General features: G+C 42.6%; 22 protein-coding genes. 4 read left to right on the top strand and 18 right to left on the bottom strand.

The window, feature by feature from the left end:
• Positions 1–22: 22 nt before the first annotated feature.
• The 3 genes from ACFQ1G_RS09590 to ACFQ1G_RS09580 all read right to left on the bottom strand — a co-directional run bounded on the left by ACFQ1G_RS09590 (position 23) and on the right by ACFQ1G_RS09580 (position 1448).
• A complete protein-coding gene (locus tag ACFQ1G_RS09590; protein WP_380739004.1) occupies positions 23–901 on the bottom strand; it encodes a CPBP family intramembrane glutamic endopeptidase in 879 nt (292 codons plus the stop codon).
• Between the two features lie 241 nt (positions 902–1142).
• Positions 1143–1289, bottom strand: coding sequence for a hypothetical protein (locus tag ACFQ1G_RS09585; RefSeq protein WP_380739002.1), 147 nt, complete (start codon positions 1287–1289; stop codon positions 1143–1145).
• Between the two features lie 6 nt (positions 1290–1295).
• Positions 1296–1448, bottom strand: a complete 153-nt coding sequence (locus ACFQ1G_RS09580) for a hypothetical protein (RefSeq protein ID WP_380739000.1) — start codon at positions 1446–1448, stop codon at positions 1296–1298.
• 203 nt (positions 1449–1651) lie between these two features.
• On the opposite strand from ACFQ1G_RS09580, the gene ACFQ1G_RS09575 reads away from it, so the two are divergent.
• Positions 1652–2182 carry a CIA30 family protein gene (locus ACFQ1G_RS09575; RefSeq protein WP_380738998.1) on the top strand — a complete coding sequence of 177 codons (531 nt, stop codon included), beginning with the start codon at positions 1652–1654 and terminating at the stop codon, positions 2180–2182.
• Positions 2183–2288: 106 nt separating this feature from the next.
• Here ACFQ1G_RS09575 and ACFQ1G_RS09570 read toward each other — a convergent pair whose 3' ends face one another.
• The 4 genes from ACFQ1G_RS09570 to ACFQ1G_RS09555 form a co-directional block, all read right to left on the bottom strand.
• On the bottom strand, positions 2289–3521 hold the full coding sequence (locus ACFQ1G_RS09570; RefSeq protein ID WP_380738996.1) for a DUF6090 family protein: 1233 nt from the start codon (positions 3519–3521) through the stop codon (positions 2289–2291).
• Positions 3522–3879: 358 nt separating this feature from the next.
• A complete protein-coding gene (locus ACFQ1G_RS09565) occupies positions 3880–5946 on the bottom strand; it encodes a M13 family metallopeptidase (RefSeq protein WP_380738994.1) in 2067 nt (688 codons plus the stop codon).
• A gap of 85 nt (positions 5947–6031) precedes the next feature.
• Entirely contained in the window at positions 6032–6526 is a 495-nt protein-coding gene (locus tag ACFQ1G_RS09560; protein WP_380738992.1) for a nuclear transport factor 2 family protein, read from the bottom strand.
• Positions 6527–6589: 63 nt separating this feature from the next.
• Positions 6590–8101 carry a carboxypeptidase-like regulatory domain-containing protein gene (locus tag ACFQ1G_RS09555; RefSeq protein WP_380738990.1) on the bottom strand — a complete coding sequence of 504 codons (1512 nt, stop codon included), beginning with the start codon at positions 8099–8101 and terminating at the stop codon, positions 6590–6592.
• A gap of 129 nt (positions 8102–8230) precedes the next feature.
• On the opposite strand from ACFQ1G_RS09555, the gene parS reads away from it, so the two are divergent.
• Positions 8231–8716, top strand: coding sequence for a type II RES/Xre toxin-antitoxin system antitoxin (gene parS, locus ACFQ1G_RS09550; protein WP_380738988.1), 486 nt, complete (start codon positions 8231–8233; stop codon positions 8714–8716).
• Positions 8716–9174 carry an RES family NAD+ phosphorylase gene (locus ACFQ1G_RS09545; RefSeq protein ID WP_380738986.1) on the top strand — a complete coding sequence of 153 codons (459 nt, stop codon included), beginning with the start codon at positions 8716–8718 and terminating at the stop codon, positions 9172–9174. The genes parS and ACFQ1G_RS09545 overlap by 1 nt, the downstream gene beginning before the upstream one ends.
• A 17-nt stretch (positions 9175–9191) precedes the next feature.
• Here ACFQ1G_RS09545 and ACFQ1G_RS09540 read toward each other — a convergent pair whose 3' ends face one another.
• Entirely contained in the window at positions 9192–9791 is a 600-nt protein-coding gene (locus tag ACFQ1G_RS09540; RefSeq protein WP_380738984.1) for a hypothetical protein, read from the bottom strand.
• A 153-nt stretch (positions 9792–9944) separates the two neighbouring features.
• On the opposite strand from ACFQ1G_RS09540, the gene ACFQ1G_RS09535 reads away from it, so the two are divergent.
• On the top strand, positions 9945–10898 hold the full coding sequence (locus tag ACFQ1G_RS09535) for an NAD-dependent epimerase/dehydratase family protein (RefSeq protein ID WP_380738982.1): 954 nt from the start codon (positions 9945–9947) through the stop codon (positions 10896–10898).
• A 68-nt stretch (positions 10899–10966) separates the two neighbouring features.
• Here the strand turns inward: ACFQ1G_RS09535 and ACFQ1G_RS09530 are convergent, their stop codons facing one another.
• The 10 genes from ACFQ1G_RS09530 to ACFQ1G_RS09485 form a co-directional block, all read right to left on the bottom strand.
• Positions 10967–11161, bottom strand: coding sequence for a cold-shock protein (locus ACFQ1G_RS09530; RefSeq protein ID WP_380738980.1), 195 nt, complete (start codon positions 11159–11161; stop codon positions 10967–10969).
• A 102-nt stretch (positions 11162–11263) separates the two neighbouring features.
• On the bottom strand, positions 11264–11503 hold the full coding sequence (locus ACFQ1G_RS09525) for a hypothetical protein (RefSeq protein WP_380738978.1): 240 nt from the start codon (positions 11501–11503) through the stop codon (positions 11264–11266).
• Positions 11504–11505: 2 nt separating this feature from the next.
• A complete protein-coding gene (locus ACFQ1G_RS09520) occupies positions 11506–13299 on the bottom strand; it encodes a chloride channel protein (protein WP_380738976.1) in 1794 nt (597 codons plus the stop codon).
• A gap of 44 nt (positions 13300–13343) precedes the next feature.
• On the bottom strand, positions 13344–15098 hold the full coding sequence (aspS, locus tag ACFQ1G_RS09515) for an aspartate--tRNA ligase (protein WP_380738974.1): 1755 nt from the start codon (positions 15096–15098) through the stop codon (positions 13344–13346).
• A 185-nt stretch (positions 15099–15283) separates the two neighbouring features.
• On the bottom strand, positions 15284–16063 hold the full coding sequence (gene proB, locus ACFQ1G_RS09510; protein ID WP_380738972.1) for a glutamate 5-kinase: 780 nt from the start codon (positions 16061–16063) through the stop codon (positions 15284–15286).
• 40 nt (positions 16064–16103) lie between these two features.
• Positions 16104–17303 carry a glutamate-5-semialdehyde dehydrogenase gene (locus ACFQ1G_RS09505; protein ID WP_380738970.1) on the bottom strand — a complete coding sequence of 400 codons (1200 nt, stop codon included), beginning with the start codon at positions 17301–17303 and terminating at the stop codon, positions 16104–16106.
• A gap of 132 nt (positions 17304–17435) precedes the next feature.
• The gene (locus tag ACFQ1G_RS09500; protein WP_380738967.1) at positions 17436–20879 is read right to left on the bottom strand and encodes an efflux RND transporter permease subunit; all 3444 of its coding nucleotides are present in this window, start codon (positions 20877–20879) and stop codon (positions 17436–17438) included.
• 36 nt (positions 20880–20915) lie between these two features.
• The gene (locus ACFQ1G_RS09495; RefSeq protein WP_380738965.1) at positions 20916–22076 is read right to left on the bottom strand and encodes an efflux RND transporter periplasmic adaptor subunit; all 1161 of its coding nucleotides are present in this window, start codon (positions 22074–22076) and stop codon (positions 20916–20918) included.
• 34 nt (positions 22077–22110) lie between these two features.
• Entirely contained in the window at positions 22111–23475 is a 1365-nt protein-coding gene (locus ACFQ1G_RS09490; RefSeq protein WP_380738963.1) for a TolC family protein, read from the bottom strand.
• Positions 23476–24078 (bottom strand): TetR/AcrR family transcriptional regulator, encoded by a 603-nt coding sequence (locus ACFQ1G_RS09485; protein ID WP_380738961.1) that lies wholly within the window; start codon positions 24076–24078, stop codon positions 23476–23478.
• Positions 24079–24198 lie beyond the last annotated feature (120 nt).

The following is a 24198-nucleotide window of genomic DNA, read 5'->3' as shown; positions in this document are numbered from 1 at the left end:
AAAATTTTAGTTATCTATCTTTTTAAAAGGTTCTGGGCTTTTTGTGGTTTACTAAAGTTACGGCCGGTTTTTTTCTACGATAATATAGTATGATCGCAATAATGCTGACTATCATAGTGATCAATGCCAGGATGGAGCCCTCAAAACCAAACGCTCCTCCATTTAAAAGGGTGGGCTCAGTCATGCTGAACCTGATCATGGAATAAGAATTTTGTCCGCTCACCTTGAAACCTAAAATGGCCTGGAAAAAGTTCCAGCTAAAATGCAAAGCCATCGGGAACCACAGGCTTTTTGTATGTATATAGGTGATCCCTAACAGGATTCCCGCCAGAAAGATATTGGCAAATCCTATGATGTCAATATTGGGGTTGAATCCGTGCAAAAAAGAAAATATTGAAGCAGACAGTATTAAGGCGAAATACTTATTGAAGGAGTACATCAGGTTTCTGAGAATATATCCCCGAAAAAGGATCTCTTCAGTAAATGACACTAAGATGAATATGAGTATGGTCGCGATCAATTGGCTGAGGTCAAATTCAAATGCCTGATATTGGATTTGATCCAGCAGTTCCAGTATTCCGAAGGCCCCAAACATTATCAGCAAGCCTAAGAAAAACCCTATCCAGAATTCATTGACCTTATTCTTTACCCTAAAACCTATTTCTGAAAATTTTTCTTTATCCACGTATTTTACAAATACCGCCACTATAATAAGGGTACCTAGAAATGAAAATACAAGCGTTAATAATTTCTGTGTTATCGGCTGCGGAATATTTAAATCAATGAAATCAGAACCCGCCAGGCTTATGGCTATGAATTGTAAAATGCCGACGATAAAAATATACGGGATAATAATTAACAGGATCCTTACCCAACCTTTGATCTTGATCTCTTCTGACATGCTTTAAAATTTTTCAAACTCCTTGAATGTTCTGAAATATCAGAGCTTAGAAACCCGATTTTTCAAACTTATATGGCCGTACAGGTGAGGGGAAGAAAAGCGCGGCTCGTAAATTGAAATGAAAATTCCTACAAAATTTGCGGGATACCATAAAAAAATCTCCAAAAAAGTCCTTTTTAGTATATCAGGGGTTCTTCCTGGTTGATGAATAGCTTAATTTAAAAAAGGTTCACAGATTTTATCAATTACAACCATTTTTCGCACAGGTAATTTTCTCTCCCGTGTTTGTCCAATGATTTGATTGTTCATTTGTATTGAATCCACATCCGGTGGTTCCACCTTTGGATCCTTTGTGAACTTCTCCTGTGGGTATGTGCTTTACTGCCATGATATTTTATATATTATCAACTTTATTCCCTTTTCTTAATTCAACTAAAATTTCTTTTTGATTGGTTATTATTTCATCAATTCGTAACATCCAAGCTCCGAAAAGCCTTATCACGAATACGAATACTACCATCACGATAATTCCTACAATAAATTCCATATAGTTATTTTTAAAGGTTGATTTTATTAGAAAAATCTTTCGGTAGGGAATTTCAAATTAAAATAATCAGTCTAAGTTAACGTTAATTTTTTAACAGTTTTACGGAAATCCATAAAAAAAGCTCTTTTTGGAGTTTTTTACTTGTGATCTGGTTAAAACCCTGATAATTAATTGGTAAATTAGGGAGTCTTAAAAAACGGGTGATGGTACCAGTCTTAATCTTAATGATCTTTTTTTCTTCCATGACATCGCAGCTCATATTTGATTTTACCAAAGGTTCAGACCTTCAGAAATGGGTGGTCGTGGATGATATAGTGATGGGAGGACGTTCCTTAGGCAACTTCAGCTTAAATGAGGACGGGCACGGGGTTTTCGAAGGGGAGATCTCCCTGGAGAACAACGGGGGTTTCTCCTCGGTGCGTTACAGGTCGGGTAAAATTGAGGTGAACGATCACACGAAGGTCGTGCTCAGGCTAAAAGGGGACGGCAAAAAATACCAGTTCAGGCTTAAAGCCGATGCCGCAGATGCCTATTCGTATGTCGCTTCTTTTCAGACTTCGGGAGAATGGCAGGAGATAGAGATCCCGCTGAAAGACATGTATCCCTCCTTTAGGGGAAGAAGACTGGAGCAACCGAATTTTTCCGCAGCGCATTTTGAAGAGATCGCCATCCTGATAGGGAACAAGAAGAAGGAGAAATTCAAACTCTTTCTCGATAAGATCGAACTTAGATAATGGTTCAGTGAGATTCCTCCTGCGTCGGAATGACAATTTCATTTAAATTACCAGATCTTCACGCGGTTCTTGGCCTCATGTCTAAGGTCTCACTTGCAGCTATGAATCAGCCTTTTTTAAACCGCACAGATCTTACGTGGATCGTTTGTCCTTCGGGGCCCTGAAAAACGAACGCGAGCGGGACCTCTATGGTTTTCATGTCGGCAGTAGTGAATTCAGCGGTGTCAATTTCATAGACCTTCCATTCGTCGGTCACCTGCATTCTTACCCGGGCTTCTGAACCATCGGGCGGGTCCTTTTTATCTTTCATGGTAACCTCAAATTCCTCCCCGCCGGTTGCCCCCTTCATCTCGATCAATAATTTGTCATAGGGCGAGAAATCCATTTCATGTACCCTTCCTTTAAGGGCATTTACCCTGAAATAAGGAGCCCCCCAGGTATACGTATCGCTCGGGTATTCGATCACCATGTAATCGTTTTCCAAAGAGAGAAGGCCTGTAGGATTGCTGGAGGCAGCATAATTTATATTGAACTCTGTTGGCACCTGACCATTGATAAGCAGGCTCACCAGGTCTGCGTCGCCAAAAGAGAATAAGATCCCGCTGAATTCAAGTTTGGTCTGCTCGTCAAAGGTTTCCTTTGAATTCTTGATCATTTGTATGAGCTTGTTACCCAGGAGTATTTGTTCCTCATAAAATCCCACCAATGCAGCTTCATAAGTTGAGTTCCTTAGAAGATTGATGGACTGATCATCTTTCAGGATCTCATAAAAACGGGTCCTGACAGCAGGGGATTGATCATAGGCAGGGAAGGGACGGTAAAAGAGCGCTATATCCTGCTTTGTGAAGTCAGCTTCCCAATCCTGGACCAGGTTCCGGGTGTTCTGGTTAATTTCCTCTTCAATACCACGAAGCTTTTCGGCATTGCTATAGTACGTATTGATCAACAATGCCAGGTCTGTACCCTGAAGCTTTCCAATATAGGTAGAGTTCTTTAAGGCCTGGAAAGCACTGGTATTGGGGTTAAAATAAATAGCGCTGTTTATGTCGTTGAACGCATAGGAAATATACGCGGCTTCAACGGCATTTGCGGGTGGTTTGTCGGGAGCGATGTGGGTCCTGTAAATGGAGTCGGCCATGATGGCTATATTTTCCCGGGCGATCAACAGCAGGTTCAAAGTCCTGACATCTGAATTCACCCCGTTCGCCACACTTTGCAGCAACCCGTCTAATTCTTCGCTTTGGATCCTTTCCTGGTTCCAGTTATTGATCTGGATCGCGATCAAAATCCCTATCACCACGAGTATTATTTCTCCTATGGCATATCGCATGTATTTCATAGGCCTGTTGTTTTCTGCGAGTTTCTTTCGAATCTTTCTGAAATAAGGAATCATGATAGTATGAGTATTTCATTATGATCGCTAATACGAGGGCTAAGTAAAATTGGGGGATCTGGTTTTGCCGTGAGGGACTGCGGGGGAATAATTACCGGAATAATCAGAAGGGGAAAACTGGATTAAGCTACTCTAATTTAATGTTTTAGGGCGTAAAATATTGGGTTCGGGCTATAAAAATTACATCCAATGGGGGTCGGGGAAATTCTGCCGATTTGAAAACAGTGGAATTTATGTCTTACAGGAGAATAAAAAAAGCCCCTTCCTAAGAAGAGGCTTTTAATTATCTTTTTTCAGAAGAAGATTACCAGATCTTCACGCGGTTCTCAGGCTTCAAATACATTGGGTCGCCTTCCTGAATATCGAAAGCTTCATAAAAAGCATCGATGTTCTGTAATGGTACGTAAGCACGGTATTGACCCGGAGAGTGAGGATCTGTCTTGATCCTGTTTCTCAAAGCTTCCTCACGCATCTTGGTTCTCCACACGGTTGCCCAGGAAAGGAAGAAACGCTGTTCTGGCGTGAACCCGTCGATCTTGCCGGGGTTTCCGTGTTCCTTTAGGTGAATCTGAAGTCCGTCATACGCGGCATTCACTCCACCAAGGTCTCCGATGTTCTCACCCAGGGTGAATTTTCCGTTGATATATACGCTGTCCAATACTTCGATAGCGCTGTACTGGTCTGCCAGTTTTCCGCCTAAGGTCTCGAACTGCTCGAGGTCTTTTTCGGTCCACCAGTTGTTCAGGTTTCCTTCAGAATCAAAACGGGAACCGCTGTCATCGAACCCGTGAGAGATCTCGTGCCCAATTACGGCTCCAATTCCTCCGTAATTCACCGCGGCATCTGCCTTGTAATCGTAGAATGGCGGCTGTAAAATTGCTGCCGGAAACACGATCTCGTTGTAACTTGGGTTGTAGTAGGCGTTCACGATCTGTGGTGCCATGAACCATTCGGTCTTGTCAACCGGCTCACCCAGTTTTGACATATCATCCTCCACGTTCCATCTGGCGGCATTCAGCATATTCTGGAAGTAAGATCCGCCTTCGGCAGGACCAGTTATCTCCAGGCTGCTGTAATCTTTCCATTCATCTGGATAACCTACTTTGATCACGGTAGTGTTCAGTTTTTGTTTGGCCTTCACCTTGGTGCTGTCGCTCATCCAGCTTAGGTTGTCAATTCTGGTTTCAAAGGCTTTGATAACATTCTGGATCATCTCCTCTGCCTTTTCTTTAGCTTCGGCAGGGAAGTGCTGTTCTACATACAATTTACCCAGGGCCTCACCTACAGCACGGTTGATGGTAGCCAGGGCTCTCTCGTTGCGTGGCAACTGCTCCTTGGCTCCTCTCAGGGTCTTTTCATAAAATTCCCAGTTGGCCGTTTCGATCTCTGTAGTAAGCATGGAAGAAGCATCATTGAAAAGCGTCCATCTCAGGTATTCTTTCCATTCTTCCACGTCATTGGCTGCCAAAACGTTCTGCAAAGCTTCCATGTATTTTGGCTGACGCACGATCACAGTATCTACCTTTTCAGCACCTATCTCGTTAAAGAATTTTTCCCACTTAATGGCCGGAGTGGTATTCTGTAATTCTGAAACTGTCATTGGATTATACGTCTTCCTCGCATCGCGACGGTCAACTTTATCCAGTCTTGGTGTTGCCAAAGCGGTTTCGAAAGCCAGGATCTTTTTAGCGCTTAAGTCGGCTTCCTGCTCAGAAATTCCAAGGTACTGAAGCATACGGGTAATGTGTGCCTTGTAAAGTTCCCTTTTTTCTTTGGAATCGGGATCTGTACCTATGTAGTAATCACGGTCTGGCAGTCCCAGGCTTCCCGGGTAAAGGTAGGCCGCGTTCATGTTGGAATTCTTGGCGTCTGCACCTACTCCAAAATTGAAAAATCCGGCACCGCCATATTTATGCATTTCAGTAAGGAAATTTTGAAGATCGGCTTTATTCTGAATGGCCTCGATCTTCGCGAGGTAAGGTTCGATAGGTTTGATTCCCTGCTCATTTCTACTCACTGTGTCCATGATGGTCTTGTACAGGAAAACAGCTTTGGCCTGATCAGAACCCGGCTCCAGGTTATCATTTTCGGCTGCCGATTCTAATAAAGCCAGCGCATCGGTATCGGTTTGTTTTCTTAGCTCGTGGAAACTGCCCCATACGGTCTTGTCAGCCGGGATTTCGTTCGTGTCCAGCCATCTTCCGTTCACAAAACGGAAAAAGTCTTCGCGGGCAGTTACAGTGGTATCCATATTGGCAAGGTTGATTCCCCTGCTTTCTTCGGTTTTAACGGTTTCCTTGTCGTTCTTACATCCCGTGGACAACACCGCCGCGATCATAGAAAACAAAAATGCCTTAGGTATTCTGTTCATTGATGATAAAATTGAAGTTAAGTATATATGTTAAAGTCGTTAAATTTCTTCGGAAGCCGAAGCATCAAAAACCGTCCCGAAAGGACTATTTTTTTAGCTTTTCCATCAGCCTGGTGTCAAAATCTTTTTTGATAAGGGTGATCTCGTCAACATTTTCATTCGGGATCTCAATGGAAAGCACATAATGTTTAACCTTCCATTCCCCTTCCTCATAAGTCATAACGCCAGAGCCGCGGCAAATTCCCATGTGGGTTTCCAAAAGTTCATCGAACCAGGCGATCTCGCAGTCCTGTTTTAGAAAAATATTTCTTTCTAAAGTAGAAAAACTCCAGGCTTTGCCTTTGTCAAAATAAGGCTTAGACCATTCAGCGAATTCTCCTTTTTCCCAGTTTTCTGTAGGATCTGTCCCTATGAAAGTAGATTCATCGGCCATAATGTTGAAGTAGTCGTCATAATCGGCACGGCTGGCCGCATCATGCCAGTTTTCCAACACCGTGTTGATCTTTTCCTTAGTATCAGATTGTGCCTTGACTCCCAAAGTTGAAAGCAGGAGCAGGCTTAAAAAAAGTAGTTTTTTCATGGGTTAAAAAATTTAGCCCAAGATACAATTTTCAGGTATTGCTTTCCGAAGAAACCAAAGGCCTTATTCTTTTTCCAAAGCACTGAATTTCCGGATAGCAGCATTGGGTTCAATAATATTATACCCGGCCCAGAAATCTGCATTATAGGTCTTGAACTTTTGATATTCAAAATCGTCCTTCACTTTGAGTTTTTCGTAATCGGTTTTGTCAAGGGGTCGGTCCTCATATACAACCAGCTGCACTTTTTCTACTTCTCCAACCCTGAAATCAAGGTCCAGGTCGAGTTCGTTCTGCTTGTTACGGCCCGGTACATGACGGTTCTTTTCAATAATTGTTAGCGGCCGGTCCAGGCCTACAGTTTCGCCTTTTTCCTGTTCCAGGTAATTAATGCTGTATTTGCCCTGCTCGTTGCGGGTAAAGATCATTTTACCTTTATGCACATCCTTTGAAGTGCTAATTCCAAATAATTTGAACTTGCTCAGCGGTTTTACATTTTCAAAATCCAATCGATGTACCCCGTAATCCAGGGTGTTTACATAGATCTTCCCTTTGTAATCTGCACCGCGTTTAGGTTCAAAATTGATCACGTAAACAGTATTTTCTCCCATCCGCAGGTAGCCTTCCAGCGTAAGTTCATACTTACGGGTCTTTTCAAAAAGATCGAAATCAATGTCCTTTTTCCAGAAGATGTTTCCCAGCAAGGAGTTGATAGTTTGGGTAGCGTTCTCCTTGAGGTACTTCTGATTTTTGGCATTGCTTTCTGCAATTTCTTCAGGGGTCTTTTCCTTTTTCTCTTTTTCCAGATCGGCCATGCTTTCTTCCAATTCCTCTTCGTCAACTTTCACTCCAATGATCCCAGATCGGATCTTAAGGAAAGATCCCTTTTTCAGATTCTTTCTGAAGGCTTCTTCCAGGTGATCTGTGAGCTGTTCCAGAGACTGGGAGTTTTCTGGATTATATAGATTCGCCGCTTTTACGATTTTAAATTTCTGATTGTCGTAATTTCCGTAAAGATCTCCCAACACCTCCCGGTAAGAGTCGGTGAATTTTGGCATTTCGGCAGTGATGCGGTCCATCAGGTTTTGATCAATCCCAGGGATAGTGGATTCATCTACCTCCATTTTGAACTTTTTTATGTTGGTGAAATAAGATTGTCTCAAAAAGACTCTTTTTTGACCAAGGCCTAAATCGTAATTGTTGGGAACTTCATCCTTTACTTTTTCTAGGATCTCACTTGGAGTTAACGTTTTGTTGGAGAGAAAGACCTCTCCAAGTTCGATGGTGGAAGGTTTTAATAGAATGGTCTTATTCTGAACTTCATTGGGATCCAATTCCTGAGCATCATAACCCAAAGAAGAGATCTTGATGGACTTCGGAAGTTTTCCGGTAGTAAAACTGAAGTATCCTTCGTCATTGGTTACTACACCGTGGTGTTCACCAAAAAGCACGTTCGCGTATTGTATCGGCTCCTTAGTTTCAGCGTCCAGCACCCGGGCTTTTATTTCCTGTGCTTCAGCAGTAAAACTGATAATTGAAAATAGAAGTAATGTGAATATATAGCGGAAAGATCTCATGAAAAGCTTTTTTACTAAGACGACTTTCGGGCCCAAATGTTACGTTTTCATACTTGTATAGATTATTTTCCAATAAGATTTAAATTATTAAAGACATTTGTCGTAAATTTACAGACAAATGTCTAAGCTATGGAAGCCAATTTAAAAATTGATAAAGCGGTGCGCACCTATCTCAAAAAGGTAGAGCAGGACCAGCACCTGAATCTTAGTGATAGGGAGATCACCTACAAAGAATTCCTGTCTAACAGGATGCTCATTGTACATTCCATTCGCGAAGGCATTCCTTACCGGCTGTTTAAATTAATCCAGGAAAAAACCCCATTTTCCGAAGAAGAGTGGGCAGAGATCCTGAATATTTCTACCAAGACATTACAGAGATACAGGGCTTCCAAAAATCACGTTTTTAAGCCGATTCATTCTGAGAAGATTCTGGAACTGGCTGAGGTGACTTCCCTGGGGAATTCAGTTTTCGGGCCTGAAAAATTTTACCTGTGGCTGCAAACTCCCAACTACGCATTGGGGAATCTGAAACCGAAGGAGTTGCTAAAAGATTCCTACGGAAAGGAGCTGGTGGTAGAAGAACTGCACCATATTGACCAGGGAATCTTCGCGTAATGAAAGTATACCGGTTGTCAAGAAAAAAATATTCTGAAGAACTTTCTGGGAAAGGAGCTGCCATGGTAGGAGGCAGGTGGAATTCCCGTGGAACCGAGATCATCTATACCGCTGAGAGCAGGGCGCTGGCCATGGCCGAAGTTGCCGTGCACCTTACCCTGGCTACCATGCCCGATGATTTTGTAATGGTAGAAATTGAGATCCCTGACGAAGTAAAGTTTACAGTCGCAGAAAGAACTGAACTCTCTAAAAACTGGAATGCGTTTCCTTATGATCTCAATACACAGGGAGTAGGGGATGACTTTGTGAGAAAAGAGGAATTTTGTTTGTTAAAGATCCCTTCGGCGGTGGTCCCTGGAGATCATAATTACCTGATCAATCCCAAGCACCCCGATTTTAAGAAGATCAAGATTTCTACGGTTGAAAAATTTCCTTTTGATGAAAGGTTATTCAAATAGAGTTGTTTAAAAAGGGATTACCTGAAGGCGTTGGGATCTACATCTTCATCTAATGAATCCCTCGTGGGTTCCGCTTCAAGGGCTTCTTCTTTTGCCTTTTCGAATTCTTCATCCAGTTCCAGTTCAAAATCTCCCGGACTTTTTAAATAGAGCTCATTTAGCTGTAATTTGAAATTGTCGAATTCGACGATCAGGTCGTTGGCGACCTCAAAAATTTCATCGGCATTTTTCTCTTTTTTGTTCGCCAGCTGATGCAGGATCTTCGCTTTTGTTAGCAAAACGTTCGCCCGGGAATTAACGGCCGTAGTTCTTAAACTATCCGGAATTGAAGTTGAAAGAGATTCCATTATCTGCATTATGCTGTTGGAAGTATCCAGAATATCACGCCCGGTGCTGGTGCGTAGCGACTCGATCTCATTTTGAGCAGTTACATAGGCCAGCCATTGACTCACTTCAGTTTTGGCTTCGGGCAACAAGTTGACTTTTCGGTTGGTGGTAACTTTCAGGGTATCTGAAAATTTAGAACCGTTTGTAGCCGTGGTTTCCGTTTTCTGCTGAACATTTTCCTTGCAGGAGATCAGTGTCAATATGGAGAGTAAAAAGAGTATTTTTTTCATTTTTTAAAGATAGGGTTTACACCTTAATTTCTGTTTCTGATGAATGCTTCCGAAGTAAAAAATAAATCGGGACTTTCAGCAAGGATTTAGGACCTGTGGTTTCTCATCTTTCTCGAAATAGATATCTTTGCTTAACTCAAAAACAGAATTTTTATGGCTTCAAAGATATTGATTATTGGTGCTTGCGGGCAAATAGGAACCGAACTTACTATGGCTTTGCGGGAAAAGGTTGGCAATAAGAACGTAATTGCCAGCGATATTAGGGAGGGCAGCCCTGAGCTAATGGCTTCGGGACCTTTTGAGATCGCCGATGCTACTAACTTTGAGCAAATTCAGGACCTAGTCATTCAACACGAGATCGATGAGGTTTATTTGATGGCAGCCATGCTGAGCGCTACTGCTGAAAAATTTCCAATGAAAGGCTGGGCCTTGAACATGAATTCGCTATTTCATGTGTTGAACCTGGCAAAGGATAAAAAAGTTTCAAAGGTCTTCTGGCCATCTAGTATTGCGGTCTTCGGACCTACCACTCCAAAACATGATACCCCTCAAACCACGATCATGGAACCAAGCACGGTATACGGGATTAGTAAGCAGGCCGGGGAGCGCTGGTGTGAATACTACCATAACAAATTTGGGGTAGATGTAAGAAGTGTGCGTTATCCCGGCTTGATCAGTTACAAGACTCCTCCCGGAGGTGGAACTACAGACTATGCTGTGGAGATCTATCATGAGGCCCTGAAAAATCAAAAATATACCTCCTTCCTTAAAGAGGATACCGAACTTCCAATGATGTTTATGGATGATGCGATTAGAGCTACGATTTCTTTGATGGAAACTCCTGCGGAAGAGGTGAAAGTAAGATCTTCTTATAACCTCGCTGCTCTTAATTTTACTCCTAAGACTCTGGCTGAGGCAATTCAAAAACACATTCCTGAATTTGAGATCGATTACGCTCCTGACTTTAGGCAGGCGATCGCTGATTCATGGCCGTCAAGTATTGATGATAGCAGTGCCCGTGAGGACTGGGGATGGAAGCATGAGTTTGACCTAGACAGGATGACAACAGAGATGCTGGAAGGTGTGAAGGAAGTTCACTATGATTAGATAAGAAAAATAAAGGCAAAAAAAAACGTCCTGCCTGGCAGGACGTTTGAAATACAAATAACTTTATATTATCCGATAACACGCACTTGAGCTGCGGTCATTCCTTTTCTTCCTTCTTCTTCAACATACTCCACTTTGTCACCTTCATTAAGTGACTCACCGTTTAAACCGGTAACGTGTACGAAGATGTCTCTTCCTGTTTCGTCGTTGGTGATGAATCCGTAACCTTTAGACTCATTGAAAAATTTAACTGTACCTTCCATTGTAAAAAAAATAATAATTAATAAAGTACAAACATAGACTAATTCTTGAAACAGTTGTTAATGAAAGTGTTATTTATTTCTAAAAATTTTATTTTCTGAGATTTAGTCCCTGTTTCTCTCTTTCATTTTTTTCAAATTTTCATCTGAAAGTGTGTAATCTTTTAATTTTTTCCCCTTCCATCTATGGTAGAGGAAGATGGGCATAAGTATGAAAGCACTTGCAAGCACTGCGATACCTATAATGCGGTCACCTGTTTGAACATCTTCGTTCAGTCTAAAATAGTATCCGACTCCAATTGCCAGGAGGATCAGGATACCGATTATTTTCATTAAAGTATTCATAATTAAACTGTTACTTCTATTAATTTTTTACGATAAGCGGTCAATAATTTTGATTTGGAAACGAAGCCCTGGTATTTGCCATGACTTACGACTGGTAGGTTCCAGGCATCGCTGTCCTGGAATTTTTTCATGATGCTTTTAACGCCATCGGCGTTCCGGTCAATAACTTCGGGTGCGCTTTGCATAAGTTCGTCGATCTTAACCGTGTCGTACAGGTTTTTGTCGAACATGACAGGCCGAATATCGTCCAGCAGCAAGATACCCATAAAATTATTGTCCTTATCAACCACGGGAAATATGTTTCTGGAAGATTTAACCACCCCTTTATAAACTATTTCACCAAGGGTCATACCAAGTTTTAAAGGAATGAAATTCTTTTCAATGACCTGGTTGATCTCCATTAAGGTAAGTACCGCGTGATCTTTGTTATGGGTTATTAACTCCCCGCGTACTGCCAGTTCCATAGTATAAACAGAATGAGGCAGAAAACGTGTGGTGATCATAAACGAAATGGCAGCCGTGATCATTAACGGCACGAACAATTCGTAACCGTGAGTGAGTTCGGCAATGAGGAAAATAGCTGTAAGTGGCGCCTGTAACACCCCGGCCATTAATCCGGCCATTCCTACCAGGGTAAAATTACTTACTGAAAGCGGACTTTTCAGAATATTAAGGTGGTTAAGGAAAAGGGCGACGCAATGGCCCATTGTACTTCCCATGAACAAAACAGGTGCGAAAATCCCACCAACTCCACCAGCGTTAAAGGTGAGGGAAGTGGCAACGATCTTAAAGATCACAAGCCCGGCCAGAAGGCTTATCACGATCCAGAAGTTATCCATATAAGCTGTAAAGGGGTTATTCCCCATCGCTTTCAGGTAATCTTCCTGTAGCAGGTTATTGATCACGTCATAACCTTCCCCATACAATGGAGGAATAAAATAAATGAGCAGTCCTAAAAGTGATCCTCCCAACAGAAGTCGGTGTAACCTGGAGTTAATATTTTTAAAAAGATCATTGATCTTAAAATAGACCTTGGTAAAATAGATTGAGCAGAGCGCCGCGATGACACCCAGTAATACGTAGTAAGGTACATCTGCTATCACAAAACTATCCTTAAGTGTAAAAGGTAAAACTGTTCCCGATCCAAAAAAGAAATAGGAGGTAAGGATGGCCGAAACCGAAGCTAAAAGTAAAGGAAGCAGGGATGCAATAGTCAGGTCAAGACTAAAAACTTCTATCGCAAAGATGATCGCAGCAATAGGAGCCTTAAAGATCGAGGACATTGCTCCTGCCGCTGCACAACCAATCAATAAAGTTCGGGTGGTCTGGTTCATGTTGAACATCCTTGAAATGTTCGAACCCAAAGATGCCCCGGTAGCAACCGTAGGTCCCTCCAGACCGACAGATCCTCCAAAACCTACTGTAATAGGCGCCGTTATAAGCGAGGCATACATTTGTAAAGGTCGCATAATACCTTTCTTCTTCGAGATGGCATATAGGGTAGAGGGAATACCGTGGCCTATCGGACTTTTAATTACGTACCTGATAATAAATGCGGTGAGCGTTAGTCCGATAATAGGGAATACAAAGTAAAAGGCATGATGGTAATAATTAATGAACTTTCCCTCCAGTAATTCCTGAATAAAGTGAGTGAGGTTCTTGATCACCACCGCTCCTATCCCAGCCGTAAGCCCAATGAGGGCGCTCAACAACATCACGAACTGCTGCTGCGTCATGTTCTTGGTCCTCCAGATGAGGAACCTAAGCAGTAACGGATTTCTCTTTTTCCCCGGCATCTTCTTAAATGACCAAAAAATCCTGCCGAAGCAGGATTTTTAATTTATGATTCTGAAGTTAGTTTTAAGCTTAGTTCTTTAAGTTGCTCTTCATCGATTTTTGCAGGAGCATCTATCATTACGTCTCTACCTGAATTGTTCTTCGGGAAAGCGATATAATCCCTGATAGTTTCCTGACCTCCAAGGATCGCAACCAATCGGTCAAACCCGAATGCGATCCCTCCGTGCGGTGGTGCTCCATACTGGAAAGCGTCCATTAAGAAACCGAACTGTGCTTTGGCCTCTTCAGGGGTGAACCCTAAATGACGGAACATCATCGCCTGGGTATTCTTGTCGTGGATCCTGATGGAACCTCCTCCTATCTCGTTTCCGTTAAGAACAAGATCATAGGCGTTCGCTCTCACTTTCCCCGGATCTGTATCCAGAAGATCAATATCTTCCGGTTTTGGAGAGGTGAACGGGTGGTGCATGGCATGGTAGCGCTTAGTATCTTCATCCCACTCTAAAAGTGGAAAATCTACTACCCATAGCGGAGCAAACTCGTCAGACTTTCTTAAGCCCATTTCATTTCCTAAGTGCATACGCAGCGCACTCAACTGAGTTCTGGTCTTGTCTGTTTCGCCGGCCATCACCAGGATCAGATCACCGGCTTTTGCCCCGGTTCTTTCAGCCCATTCTTTCAGGTCTGCTTCAGAATAGAACTTGTCAACAGAAGATTTTAGGCTTCCGTCTTCATTGTATTTTACCCAAACCAGTCCGTTGGCACCGATCTGAGGGCGTTTCACCCAATCAATCAATTTGTCGATCTCTTTGCGGGTGAAGCCTGCAGCTCCCGGAACCGAGATCCCAACTACCAGCTCCTGCTGATCGAATACATTGAATCCTTTATTTTTTGCAAGGTCCTTCAATTCCCCGAACTCCATTCCAAACCTTATATCAGGCTTGTCGTTACCATACTTTTGCATGGCTTCTGCATAGGTCATGCGAGGGAATTCTGTAACATCCACTCCTTTTACCTCTTTAATAAGATGACGGGTGAAGTCTTCAAAAATGTTCAAAATATCTTCCTGTTCCACGAATGCCATTTCACAGTCAATCTGCGTGAATTCAGGCTGCCTGTCGGCACGAAGGTCTTCGTCCCTGAAACACTTTACGATCTGAAAATATTTATCCATTCCGCCAACCATCAATAACTGTTTGAATGTTTGAGGGGATTGCGGCAAGGCATAGAACTGTCCTTCATTCATACGGCTTGGTACCACGAAATCACGTGCACCTTCAGGGGTAGACTTGATAAGTACCGGAGTCTCCACCTCAATAAAGCCTTTTTCAGAAAGAAATTTTCTCACTTCCATGGCTACTTTGCTTCGGAAGATAAGTTTGTTCTTCACAGGATTTCTGCGAATATCAAGATAGCGGTACTTCATTCTTAAGTCTTCCCCACCATCGGTCTCATCTTCGATGGTGAACGGAGGCAATTCCGCAGCATTCAGAATAGTCAATTCAGAAACAAGGATCTCCACGTCTCCGGTAGGCATATTAGGATTCTTTGAAACCCTTTCTATCACCGTACCTTTTACCTGGATTACGAATTCACGCCCTAGTTTTGAGGCTTTTTCCATCATTTCTTTCGGTGTGCGCTCCTCATCAAAGATCAACTGCGTTACTCCATAACGGTCTCTAAGATCGACCCACATCATGAATCCTTTATCGCGCAGTTTTTGCACCCATCCCGAAAGGGTAACTTCCTGATTTATATCTTCTATTCTTAATTCACCACAGCTGTGACTTCTGTACATAATTTCCTGATTTTCGAAGTTGCAAAAATAAGAAGAACTGAGCGGATTCTGCGGAATTGCAGTCAAAAATAATTCTGAAGTTTTTAAAGAAGCTCCTTAATGGAATGCCTTCCGAAGAAATAAAACAAAAAAATCCGGAGATCGCTCTCCGGATTTTTCATGTTCAATTATATAATCGCTATCGACTAATGGTGGATCTTGGTGAAATGCACCTCGTCATTAATAGCATTCAGAATAAAATTCTCATCAAGACCATTTACGATCCACGTCTCAATTTTCGCTTTTTGAGTGATCTCGGCAGCTGAAACTTTTGACTCCATACCACCGGTACCATGAGCAGATTTGGTATCGCTCATTACCTCTTTCTTCAACTCGTCCAGGTCATTCACCTTGCGGATGGTCTCAGGAGTATCGGCGCTGATGGATCCTTTCTTGTAAACCCCATGCGTATTGGTCGCAATGATGAAAAGGTCTACATCCAGTAAAGCTGCGGTCTGTGCCGCCAGGTTATCGTTATCTCCAAACTGGATCGCCTCAGTTGAAGAAGTATCATTCTCATTAATGATCGGGATATAATCATTCTCAAGTAAAACATTCATTGTATTAATGATGTTCTTTTTGGAATCTTCCCTTCCAAAATCATTTGGAGAGAGCAAGATCTGAGAGGTCAATAACCCCAGTTCCCTGAAGCTTTCCTGGAAAATTCTCATCAAGTGAGGTTGTCCAATAGAAGCCAGCGCTTGTTTCACGTCAATATTTTCTCCACTTCTCTCCAGGTTCACGAATTGTTTTGCAACAGCTACCGCACCAGAACTAATGAGCACGAACTCATAATCATCTTTAAGTGCCGCGATCTGTCTTCCTATATCTTCGATCTTCCCACGGGAGATCTGGTCTGTTTCTCTTGTAAGAGTATTGGATCCTAACTTTAATAAAATTCTCTTCTTCTGCTTAGGCTTGTCCATTTCTATATTATTAGTTTCTAAAATCTTATTTAGTGTATCCTTATCTTGTTTGTCCATTTCCGTGTATATACCATTTATTGGTTACCAAATGCTGAAGGCCAATTGGCCCACGCTGGTGTAGTTTATCTGTACTAATAGCGAGCTCTCCACCAAGTCCTAACTGCCCGCCATCTGTGAAACGCGTAGATGCGTTGTGATAAACCGCCGCATTATCTACGGTCTCCATAAATTGTTTTGCAGCTTCATCATCTCTTGAGATAATAGAAGCCGAGTGTCCACCTGAGTACTTATTAATCTTCTCAATGGCTTCCTGAACTGAATCTACTTCGCCAATAAGGGCTTTGTAATCCAGGAATTCTTCATACCACTCGTCCTCACTTTTAAGAGGCCTTGCTTCCTGAAGTTCTCCTTCCAGAGACTTGTCTGCAATAAGTTCTACGTTGTGTTCTTTAAGTTTGACTGTCAATTCTTTCAGAAATTCCTTTTTATTCGGAAGGTTTGAATCGATCAAAACTTTGTCTACCGCGTTACATGCTGAGATCTTCCCGGTTTTCCCGTTGAGGATCACATTTATCGCGATATCTGTATCTGCTTTGTCGTGAACATAAACGAAGTTGTTACCTCGTCCGCTCACGATCACCTGTGCCGAAGAGTTCTCTTTTACGAACTTGATCAATCGCTCCCCTCCTCGAGGCACGATAAGATCTACAGGTTGGGTTGGATTTGCCAGGAATTCCTGGGTTTGCTTTCTGTCATATTGAAGATATTCTACCCAGTCGGTAGAGACATTGTTCTCCTTAAGAGCCTGGTGCCACAATTCTACGATCCTTAGGTTTGAATTTAGGGATTCTTTACCTCCTTTAAGAAGGATCTTGTTACCTGATTTAAAGGCGATCCCTGCGGCTTCGACAGTTACGTCGGGTCTGGATTCATATATGATCATGACAGTTCCAAAAGATGCGGTCTTGTTATATACCTGCATCCCGTTGTCATGTTTAAAGCTGAAGCGTTCCACGCCCACAGGATCTTCCTGTGACGCAAGGTGCTCCAAAGACTCAACCATACCTTCAATTTTGGAATCGTTGACTTTTAGTCGGTCTTCCATGGCCAGATCGTCTCCTGAATAACCATCCAGGTCGATCTTATTTGCTTTTAAAATACTTTCTCTTTCCTTTTCTACAAGTTTGGCCATTGACAGCAAAACTTTGTTTCGTTCATCAATGGTTAATAGCGTGTTCATTCTTTGATTTTTAATTAATAAATAATTGAACTTCGACTAATAAAGCGCAAACTCTTTGCCAGACTCCGGAATAAAAAGAAAACCTCCGGTTAAAGGCCGGAGGTTTCAAATATTATTGAAAATATATAATGCTTATTTATTTCTTTTTTCGTGAATTCTCACTCTCCATCGGTTAACCATATAGAGCATAGCCGGCACTACCACTAGGGTTAGGAAGGTGGCAAAGATCAATCCGAAGATCACCGTCCAGGCCAGTGGTCCCCAAAAGATCACGTTATCCCCTCCAATATAGACCTGCGGGTCATAATCTGTGAAAAGTGTAAAAAAGTCAATGTTTAACCCTATCGCCAGTGGAATGAGGCCTAAAACTGTCGTAATGGCAGTTAGAAGCACAGGACGCAACCTGGATTTACCTCCGGCTACGATCATTTCAAAATACTGTTCTTTTGTCAGCACATCATGGTCATCCAGTCCTAATGACAACTTTTTGCGGTCAATTAAGATCTGGGTGTAGTCTACCAGTACGATGGCATTGTTTACCACAATTCCCGCCAGGGAGATAATTCCCATCATGGTCATGATTATGATAAAATCCATCTGGAAGACCACCATTCCGAAGAAGACCCCTGCTAAACTCAAGAAAACTGCCATTAAAATGATCAAGGGTTTTGGTATTGAGTTGAACTGGGCTACCAGGATCAATAGAATTGCACCCAGGCCAATTAGTAAGGCCCTAAGTAAAAACGCCATGTTCTCCTGCTGTTCCTCTTGCTCCCCTGTGAATTGAAGGTTCACATCATCCGGTAGTTCATAATTCTGAAGTTCACTCTGTAACTGCTCAACAATGGCATTTCCGTTATAACCCTCAAGTACGTTAGAATAAATAGTAATAACCCTTTTTAGATCTTTTCTCTTAATGGAACTGAAAGCCGAGTTAAGATCTTTCTTTGTTACAGATGAAATAGGAACCTGTACGATCTCACCTGTATTCTGATTCTTAAAGGTAATAGGCTGGTTGAAAAGCGCGTTTTCGTTATACCTGAAATCTTCATTGAATCTCACGTTGATCTCGTAATCTTCATCTCCGTCCTTGAAAGTTGAGATCTCTTCTCCATAAATGGCTCTTCTCAGGGTTTGCCCCACAGAAGCAGAAGATACTCCCAGCTGACCCGCCTTTACGCGATCAACCGTAACATTCAGTTCTGGTTTGGATTTATTTACATCAATGTTCAATTCCTCGATTCCCGGAATATTCATTTCGTTGATGTATTCTCTCAGTTTTTCAGCCTCAATAAGCATTTCACCGTAATCTTCACCTCTTAACTCCAGGTTGATGGGGTATCCTGTTGGAGGTCCGGCGGCATCTTTCTCAACAATAATAGATGCTCCGGGGAATCCTTGGACTGCATCCCTTATCTCGGAAAGCACGTGGCTACTTTTCACACCACGACGCTTTTTGAACTCCCTCATCGAGAGAGTGACTTTCGCTTTATGAGGCATTTCATTCTGCTGTCCACCGTCTGTCTGCGGGTTTCCGGCACCCTGGCCTACCTGTGAGATAGCCGATTCTACCATATAGTTATAGCCGTCCTCATCTTCGTATTTTTCAATAGCCTTATAGATTCGGTCCTCTACCTTTTTGGTAAGTTCATTCGTTTTGCGAATGTCGGTACCTTCAGGATATTCGATATAAGTTATGATCTGGTTCGGTTGGTTTTCGGGAAAGAAAAGCACCGTAGGCTTTACAATTCCAACCAATACGAAGGAAATGATCAGCATTAAAACTGTTCCGAAGAAGACCAAATAGGCCTTCTTTCCTTCCAAAGAGAAACGAAGTGTATCCTCGTATTTTGTTTCCAGTTTCTTTAGTGCCCTGAACTGGAAGAAATCTACCCAGGAACTCAGGAAATATTTATATGCCCAGAGTAAGATGGCAATCAGAATTGCCAAATTCCCAATTCCTCTGAATGCTCCCATATTCAGTATGAATCCGGCGATCACAAGGATCAAACCTGTACCTCCTAAAATGGCACTTAACCTGATCAGTTTTTTCCTGGTGAATTCCTTTTCTTCTGTCTTCATGAACTGCGAGGTCAACATGGAGTTGATGATCAGGGCCACAAAAAGTGACGAACCAAGTACTATCGATAAAGTAATAGGGAAGTAGATCATGAATTTCCCGATGGTTCCTGGCCAAAGCCCAAGCGGAAAAAACGCCGCAAGGGTGGTCGCCGTGGAAGCAATGATAGGCCATGCGATCTCGCCAACCCCTTGTTTCGCTGCTTTCAGACGGGGCATCCCCTGATCCATGAGACTGTAAACGTTCTCTACTACCACGATCCCGTTATCTACCAGCATCCCAAGTCCCATAACCAGGGCGAAAAGTACCATGGTATTCAGGGTGAAACCTAAACTGGAAAGGATGATGAAAGAAAGGAACATGGAAAGCGGGATGGCAAAACCAACGAACAACGCGTTGCGGAAGCCAAGGAAGAACATCAGTACCAATACCACAAGGATCACCCCAAAAATGATGTTATTCACAAGGTCATCTACCATATTCTGGGTAGTGGTCGACTGGTCGTTGGAATAGGTAATTGTAAGTCCGTCCGGCAACGAAGTTTCCTGTTCTTTTTTGATGATAGCTTTGATGTCATCTATCGCCTCGATCATGTTCTTTCCGCTGCGCTTTTTAATATCCAGCATCACCACCGGTTTCCCATATTCGCGGGCATATGTGGTAGGCTCTTTCTCCTGGAATTTTACGTCTGCGATATCTCTCAGGAAGACATTTCCTTCTTCGCGTTTTACAATGATATTTTCCAGTTCCTTGGGGTCTTCGATCTCACCCAGAATACGGATGTTCTTTTGAACCCCTCCGGTAATTACGTTTCCTCCAGAAATGGTCTGGTTCTCCATGCTCACCGCGCTGATAATGTCTCCAAAACTCACTTTTGAAGCTGTCATTTTATGCACGTCAACCGCGATCTCCACTTCCATTTCTTCAGCTCCGCGAATCGAAGCTTCCTTTATCTGTGGTAGTAATTCTATTTTGTCCTGCAGGTATTCGGCATATTCCTTCAACTGCTGCACTGGGAAATCTCCTGTAAGATTCACATTCAAGATGGGCATTTCTTCGGAAAGATTCAGGTCAAACACATTGGGTTCAACCTTTGCGCCATTATCCATAGTTGGCCAGGTGGTAGCCGCTTTTTCCTGGTCTACCTTGTCTTTTACCTTTTGCTTGGCTGCATCAACCGAAATATCCTCGTCAAACTGAACGATAATCAACGAGTAATCCTGAAGGGTGGTGGAGGTGATCTCGTTGACTCCTCCAATATTATTAAACTCCTCTTCGAGGGGTTCTGTGATGAATTTTTCAATATCCTCTGCCGAGTTCCCCGGATTGATCGAACTTACGTAGATCTTGGTCTCCACGATCTCCGGGAAGGATTCCCTAGGCATACTGTAATAGGACATCAATCCGCCTATCATAATGATGGCGATGATAACGTACACCGTCATCTTGTTGTCAATGGCCCAGGAGGATAATTTAAAGTCGTTTTCTATTTTCATGCTGTTGTTTCTCTGTTTCGAAAAGACTGCCTGTTTTTAGTCTTTTATGCTTACTTTCTCACCTTCCTGAACATTCTTTGCTCCCTCGGTAATAAGGATCTCTCCTGTTTTTACTCCGGAAAGGATCTCCACTTTCTCATTATAAATAAGACCGGTCTCTAAAATCCTTTTTTCGGCCACCCCGGTACTGTCGGTGGTTGGGTTGTAAACATATGCTACGTTCTCACCTGCCGCATTCTTCTGGATCACACTTTCAGGAATGGTGATCGCGTTTTCGGCACTGTAATCGTTTAGTTTTACAGTGGCGATAAGATTAGGTTTTACCTGTTCCTTATCTGCCGGCACGGCCACCTTGATCTCAAAGGTTCTGTTGTTCGGATTGATGAAGTTTCCTACCTGTGCGATCTTACTTTTGAATTCGGTCCCCGTCGCCGCGATCTCGATCATCACATCTGTCCCTTTTTGGATCTTTCCGAGGTATGATTCGGGCACGGCAGCGGTAATATACATGTTAGAAAGATTGATCAACCTGAACAACCTGCTTTGTCCCGGTGCAACCACCTCGCCTTTTTCAGAAAACTTCTCGTCGATCACCCCGCTAAAAGGTGCTCTCACAACCGTTTTTGCCAGCTGAGCCTGTAACTGGTTCACTGAATTTTGAACCGCTTCAAAATTGGCTTTGGCTTCCAAATACTGTATCTCAGAACCAATGTTCTGCTCCCACAATCTTTTTTTTCTTTCAAAAGTGGTCTTTGCGAGCGCTTCCTGAGTTTCCAGTTGCGCCAGCTGACTTCCTAAACCACCGTCATCGATTCTTGCCAGAACCTGTCCTTTTTGAACACGGTCTCCTTCATTAACCAGCATCTGCGTCAGGACGCCTGAAAATTCAGGATAAATTGTGATATTCTCGTCAGTCTCCACATCTCCGGGAATTTCAACATAATGTTTGAAAAGGGTGTCTTTTACCACCATGGTTTCCACAAGGGTGAACTGTTTGTTTTTATCCAATCTTTGGATAGCAGCATCAAGATTGGCGATCTTAGAGCTTAGCTCACTTTGTTGCGCACTCAATTCTGCTTTTTTAGCTCTTATTTCTGAAATATTCTCCCCCTCAATGATCTCTTCAACAGATTTTTCAGAATTTCCGCAAGAGGAAAGTGCCAACAGGCTAAACATTACAAGACTTATTTTCTTCATTTTCTAAACAATTAGATGTTTTAATATTCTTTTTTTACTCCTCTTCGGGATAAGTTTGAGTGCTTAATTTATTTTCAAGTTCAACCTTTGAAGTGATCACTTCCAACATCGACTGCAGTAAATTTTGCTGAGCTACGTAGAGCTGTCTTTGTGCCTCGCTTAGTTCAAAACTACTGGCAAGACCTTCAAAGAATTTGATTTGATTCTTGTTTTCAATTCTCTGAGCAAGTGCCAGGTTTTCCTGCTGCGCCTGATAATTCTCGATACTGAACTTATAATTTGATCGGGCAGATTCAATTTCAAGTCGAATCTGATTTCTGGTCTGTTCCAGGTCTAAAAGGGCCTGTTCAAATTCCAGTTCCTTTTGCTGAGTTCTTGAACTTCGCATCCCACTGCTGAAAATGGGGATGTTCATACTTACCCCAAGTATAGATTGAGAATAATACTTTTGATCGTCCTCAAAAAAACTGAAATCATCACTGTATCCTGCTGCTCCATAATTTAAGAATCCGGTGAGGCTTGGCAGGGCTTTGGCCTTTTCAAGGCGTACAAAGATGTTAGCGGCTTCGGCTGTATTTTGAGCGATACGCACATCGATGTTTTCCTCTACAGGTATGGATTTTTCCAATAACTCGAGGTCGAGGAAGCGCATAGCAAGAGCATCCAGATCCTCTGTTAGAACTATTTTAGTGTCTACCGGCATTCCCAGTGCCATGTTCAGCATTTGATAAGAAATGTCTTTCATGCGAATGCTTCGGTTGAGGTTATTTTCAAGCCCAATACGTGTTATCTTCAATTGTTCCACATCTTCCTCTTCTGCCAGGCCGTTTTCAAAGATCTTCTGGGTGTCATTCAGATTCTTCTCAACAGTAGAAAGATTGCTTTTTAAAATCTCCACGCTTTCTTCAGCCAACAGGACATTTCCGTAGGCATTAATAATAGCTTTACGTACTTCAAGATCGGTCTTCACTTTGGCATTTTTGGAGATCTGCAGCAGGGTTCTGGCAGATTGTACTCCTACAATATAAGAGCCGTCAAAAATAAGCTGTGACCAGGTGGCAGTAGCGTTGAGGTTTTGCTTGGTTCCAAACCTTACAGGTACGAAAGTTCCTGGGTCGCCATCTGCGATCTCCCCGGGAATTAGGGTTACCGGTTGCTTCAGGAAATTTTGATAATCTACGTTCCCGTTTATTTGCGGTAAACCTTGTGAAATGATCTCCCATTTCTGTTTAAGCGCAATCTCAACCTCCTTTTCAGACTTTACAGAGTTGTAATTGTTTTCCATTCCCATAGCCAGCGCCTCTTTCAGAGAAAGGGAAAGTGCTGTGGTGTCCCGTGGCGTTTGAGCTGTAAGGCTCATGCAAACGAAGGCGATAAGGAAAATGCTGATCCTTTTCATTTAACTGTTCGTGTTTAAAAGTTTATTCAATTTGGCCCGTCCCTTATCGGTAACGATGGCTCTTAAGTGGTATTCCAGGTGTTTTTCAATAAGCTCGGCCGTGGTGTAATCTCCTTCCGGAAACAGATCCAGGTCCTTTATTCCCAACAAGCCCACGAAGTAGATCCTGCTGGTAAAAGATAATGGCAGGTCTTTTCGGTATATTCCCGCAGCCATTCCCCGTTCCAGGTTCTGCTTGATCTGTGCTTCCATGACCTGCTGCTGTTTAGTGCGAATGGTTTCAAAGATCTTAGGGTAATATTTTTTTAGCTGAAATTGTGGGGAAGAGCGCTCATTGCGTAAGTGGGTACAGGCAAAGTTCTTGATCTCGTACATCTCTTCAATGGGATCGTTCTTTTCTTCCCTGATGGCCTGAATTCCTTCAGAGATCTTCTGAAATACGTGAAGAGCGGTGGCTTCTACCAGTTTGGTCTTGGTCGAGAAATGTGCATAGATGGTCTTTTTAGACATCCCCAGGTCCCCGGCGATCTCATCCATAGTCACACTTTTTACTCCCAAATTGAGAAACTTTTCAGCAGCTTTGTTTAAAATTTTCTCCTTCATGATTTTTCAGATTTTTGGGCGCGCAAATATACAAAAGGAAACTTTCAATACAATTCAAGTTTCCGTAGTTTTTTTCTGATAAGAGTAAACTGATTAAGAGGGAAATTTATTCCTGTTTTG

The sequence above is a fragment of the Salinimicrobium gaetbulicola genome (assembly GCF_042676025.1).
Lineage (GTDB): Bacteria > Bacteroidota > Bacteroidia > Flavobacteriales > Flavobacteriaceae > Salinimicrobium > Salinimicrobium gaetbulicola.
The sequence above is the reverse complement of the archived record's forward strand: the minus strand, read 5'-3'. Positions and strand labels throughout refer to the sequence as shown.

Bases quoted from the DNA above. Each gene is read 5' to 3' on its own strand.
- ACFQ1G_RS09545 (WP_380738986.1), top strand. From the start codon at position 8,716: ATGAAAGTATACCGGTTGTCAAGAAAAAAATATTCTGAAGAACTTTCT.
- ACFQ1G_RS09540 (WP_380738984.1), bottom strand. From the start codon at position 9,791: ATGAAAAAAATACTCTTTTTACTCTCCATATTGACACTGATCTCCTGC.
- ACFQ1G_RS09490 (WP_380738963.1), bottom strand. From the start codon at position 23,475: ATGAAAAGGATCAGCATTTTCCTTATCGCCTTCGTTTGCATGAGCCTT.
- ACFQ1G_RS09580 (WP_380739000.1), bottom strand. From the start codon at position 1,448: ATGGAATTTATTGTAGGAATTATCGTGATGGTAGTATTCGTATTCGTG.
- ACFQ1G_RS09575 (WP_380738998.1), top strand. From the start codon at position 1,652: ATGGTACCAGTCTTAATCTTAATGATCTTTTTTTCTTCCATGACATCG.
- ACFQ1G_RS09500 (WP_380738967.1), bottom strand. From the start codon at position 20,879: ATGAAAATAGAAAACGACTTTAAATTATCCTCCTGGGCCATTGACAAC.
- ACFQ1G_RS09530 (WP_380738980.1), bottom strand. From the start codon at position 11,161: ATGGAAGGTACAGTTAAATTTTTCAATGAGTCTAAAGGTTACGGATTC.
- ACFQ1G_RS09485 (WP_380738961.1), bottom strand. From the start codon at position 24,078: ATGAAGGAGAAAATTTTAAACAAAGCTGCTGAAAAGTTTCTCAATTTG.
- ACFQ1G_RS09570 (WP_380738996.1), bottom strand. From the start codon at position 3,521: ATGAAATACATGCGATATGCCATAGGAGAAATAATACTCGTGGTGATA.
- ACFQ1G_RS09525 (WP_380738978.1), bottom strand. From the start codon at position 11,503: ATGAATACTTTAATGAAAATAATCGGTATCCTGATCCTCCTGGCAATT.
- ACFQ1G_RS09495 (WP_380738965.1), bottom strand. From the start codon at position 22,076: ATGAAGAAAATAAGTCTTGTAATGTTTAGCCTGTTGGCACTTTCCTCT.
- ACFQ1G_RS09535 (WP_380738982.1), top strand. From the start codon at position 9,945: ATGGCTTCAAAGATATTGATTATTGGTGCTTGCGGGCAAATAGGAACC.
- ACFQ1G_RS09555 (WP_380738990.1), bottom strand. From the start codon at position 8,101: ATGAGATCTTTCCGCTATATATTCACATTACTTCTATTTTCAATTATC.
- ACFQ1G_RS09565 (WP_380738994.1), bottom strand. From the start codon at position 5,946: ATGAACAGAATACCTAAGGCATTTTTGTTTTCTATGATCGCGGCGGTG.
- aspS (WP_380738974.1), bottom strand. From the start codon at position 15,098: ATGTACAGAAGTCACAGCTGTGGTGAATTAAGAATAGAAGATATAAAT.
- ACFQ1G_RS09505 (WP_380738970.1), bottom strand. From the start codon at position 17,303: ATGAACACGCTATTAACCATTGATGAACGAAACAAAGTTTTGCTGTCA.
- ACFQ1G_RS09560 (WP_380738992.1), bottom strand. From the start codon at position 6,526: ATGAAAAAACTACTTTTTTTAAGCCTGCTCCTGCTTTCAACTTTGGGA.
- ACFQ1G_RS09585 (WP_380739002.1), bottom strand. From the start codon at position 1,289: ATGGCAGTAAAGCACATACCCACAGGAGAAGTTCACAAAGGATCCAAA.
- parS (WP_380738988.1), top strand. From the start codon at position 8,231: ATGGAAGCCAATTTAAAAATTGATAAAGCGGTGCGCACCTATCTCAAA.
- proB (WP_380738972.1), bottom strand. From the start codon at position 16,063: ATGGACAAGCCTAAGCAGAAGAAGAGAATTTTATTAAAGTTAGGATCC.
- ACFQ1G_RS09520 (WP_380738976.1), bottom strand. From the start codon at position 13,299: ATGCCGGGGAAAAAGAGAAATCCGTTACTGCTTAGGTTCCTCATCTGG.
- ACFQ1G_RS09590 (WP_380739004.1), bottom strand. From the start codon at position 901: ATGTCAGAAGAGATCAAGATCAAAGGTTGGGTAAGGATCCTGTTAATT.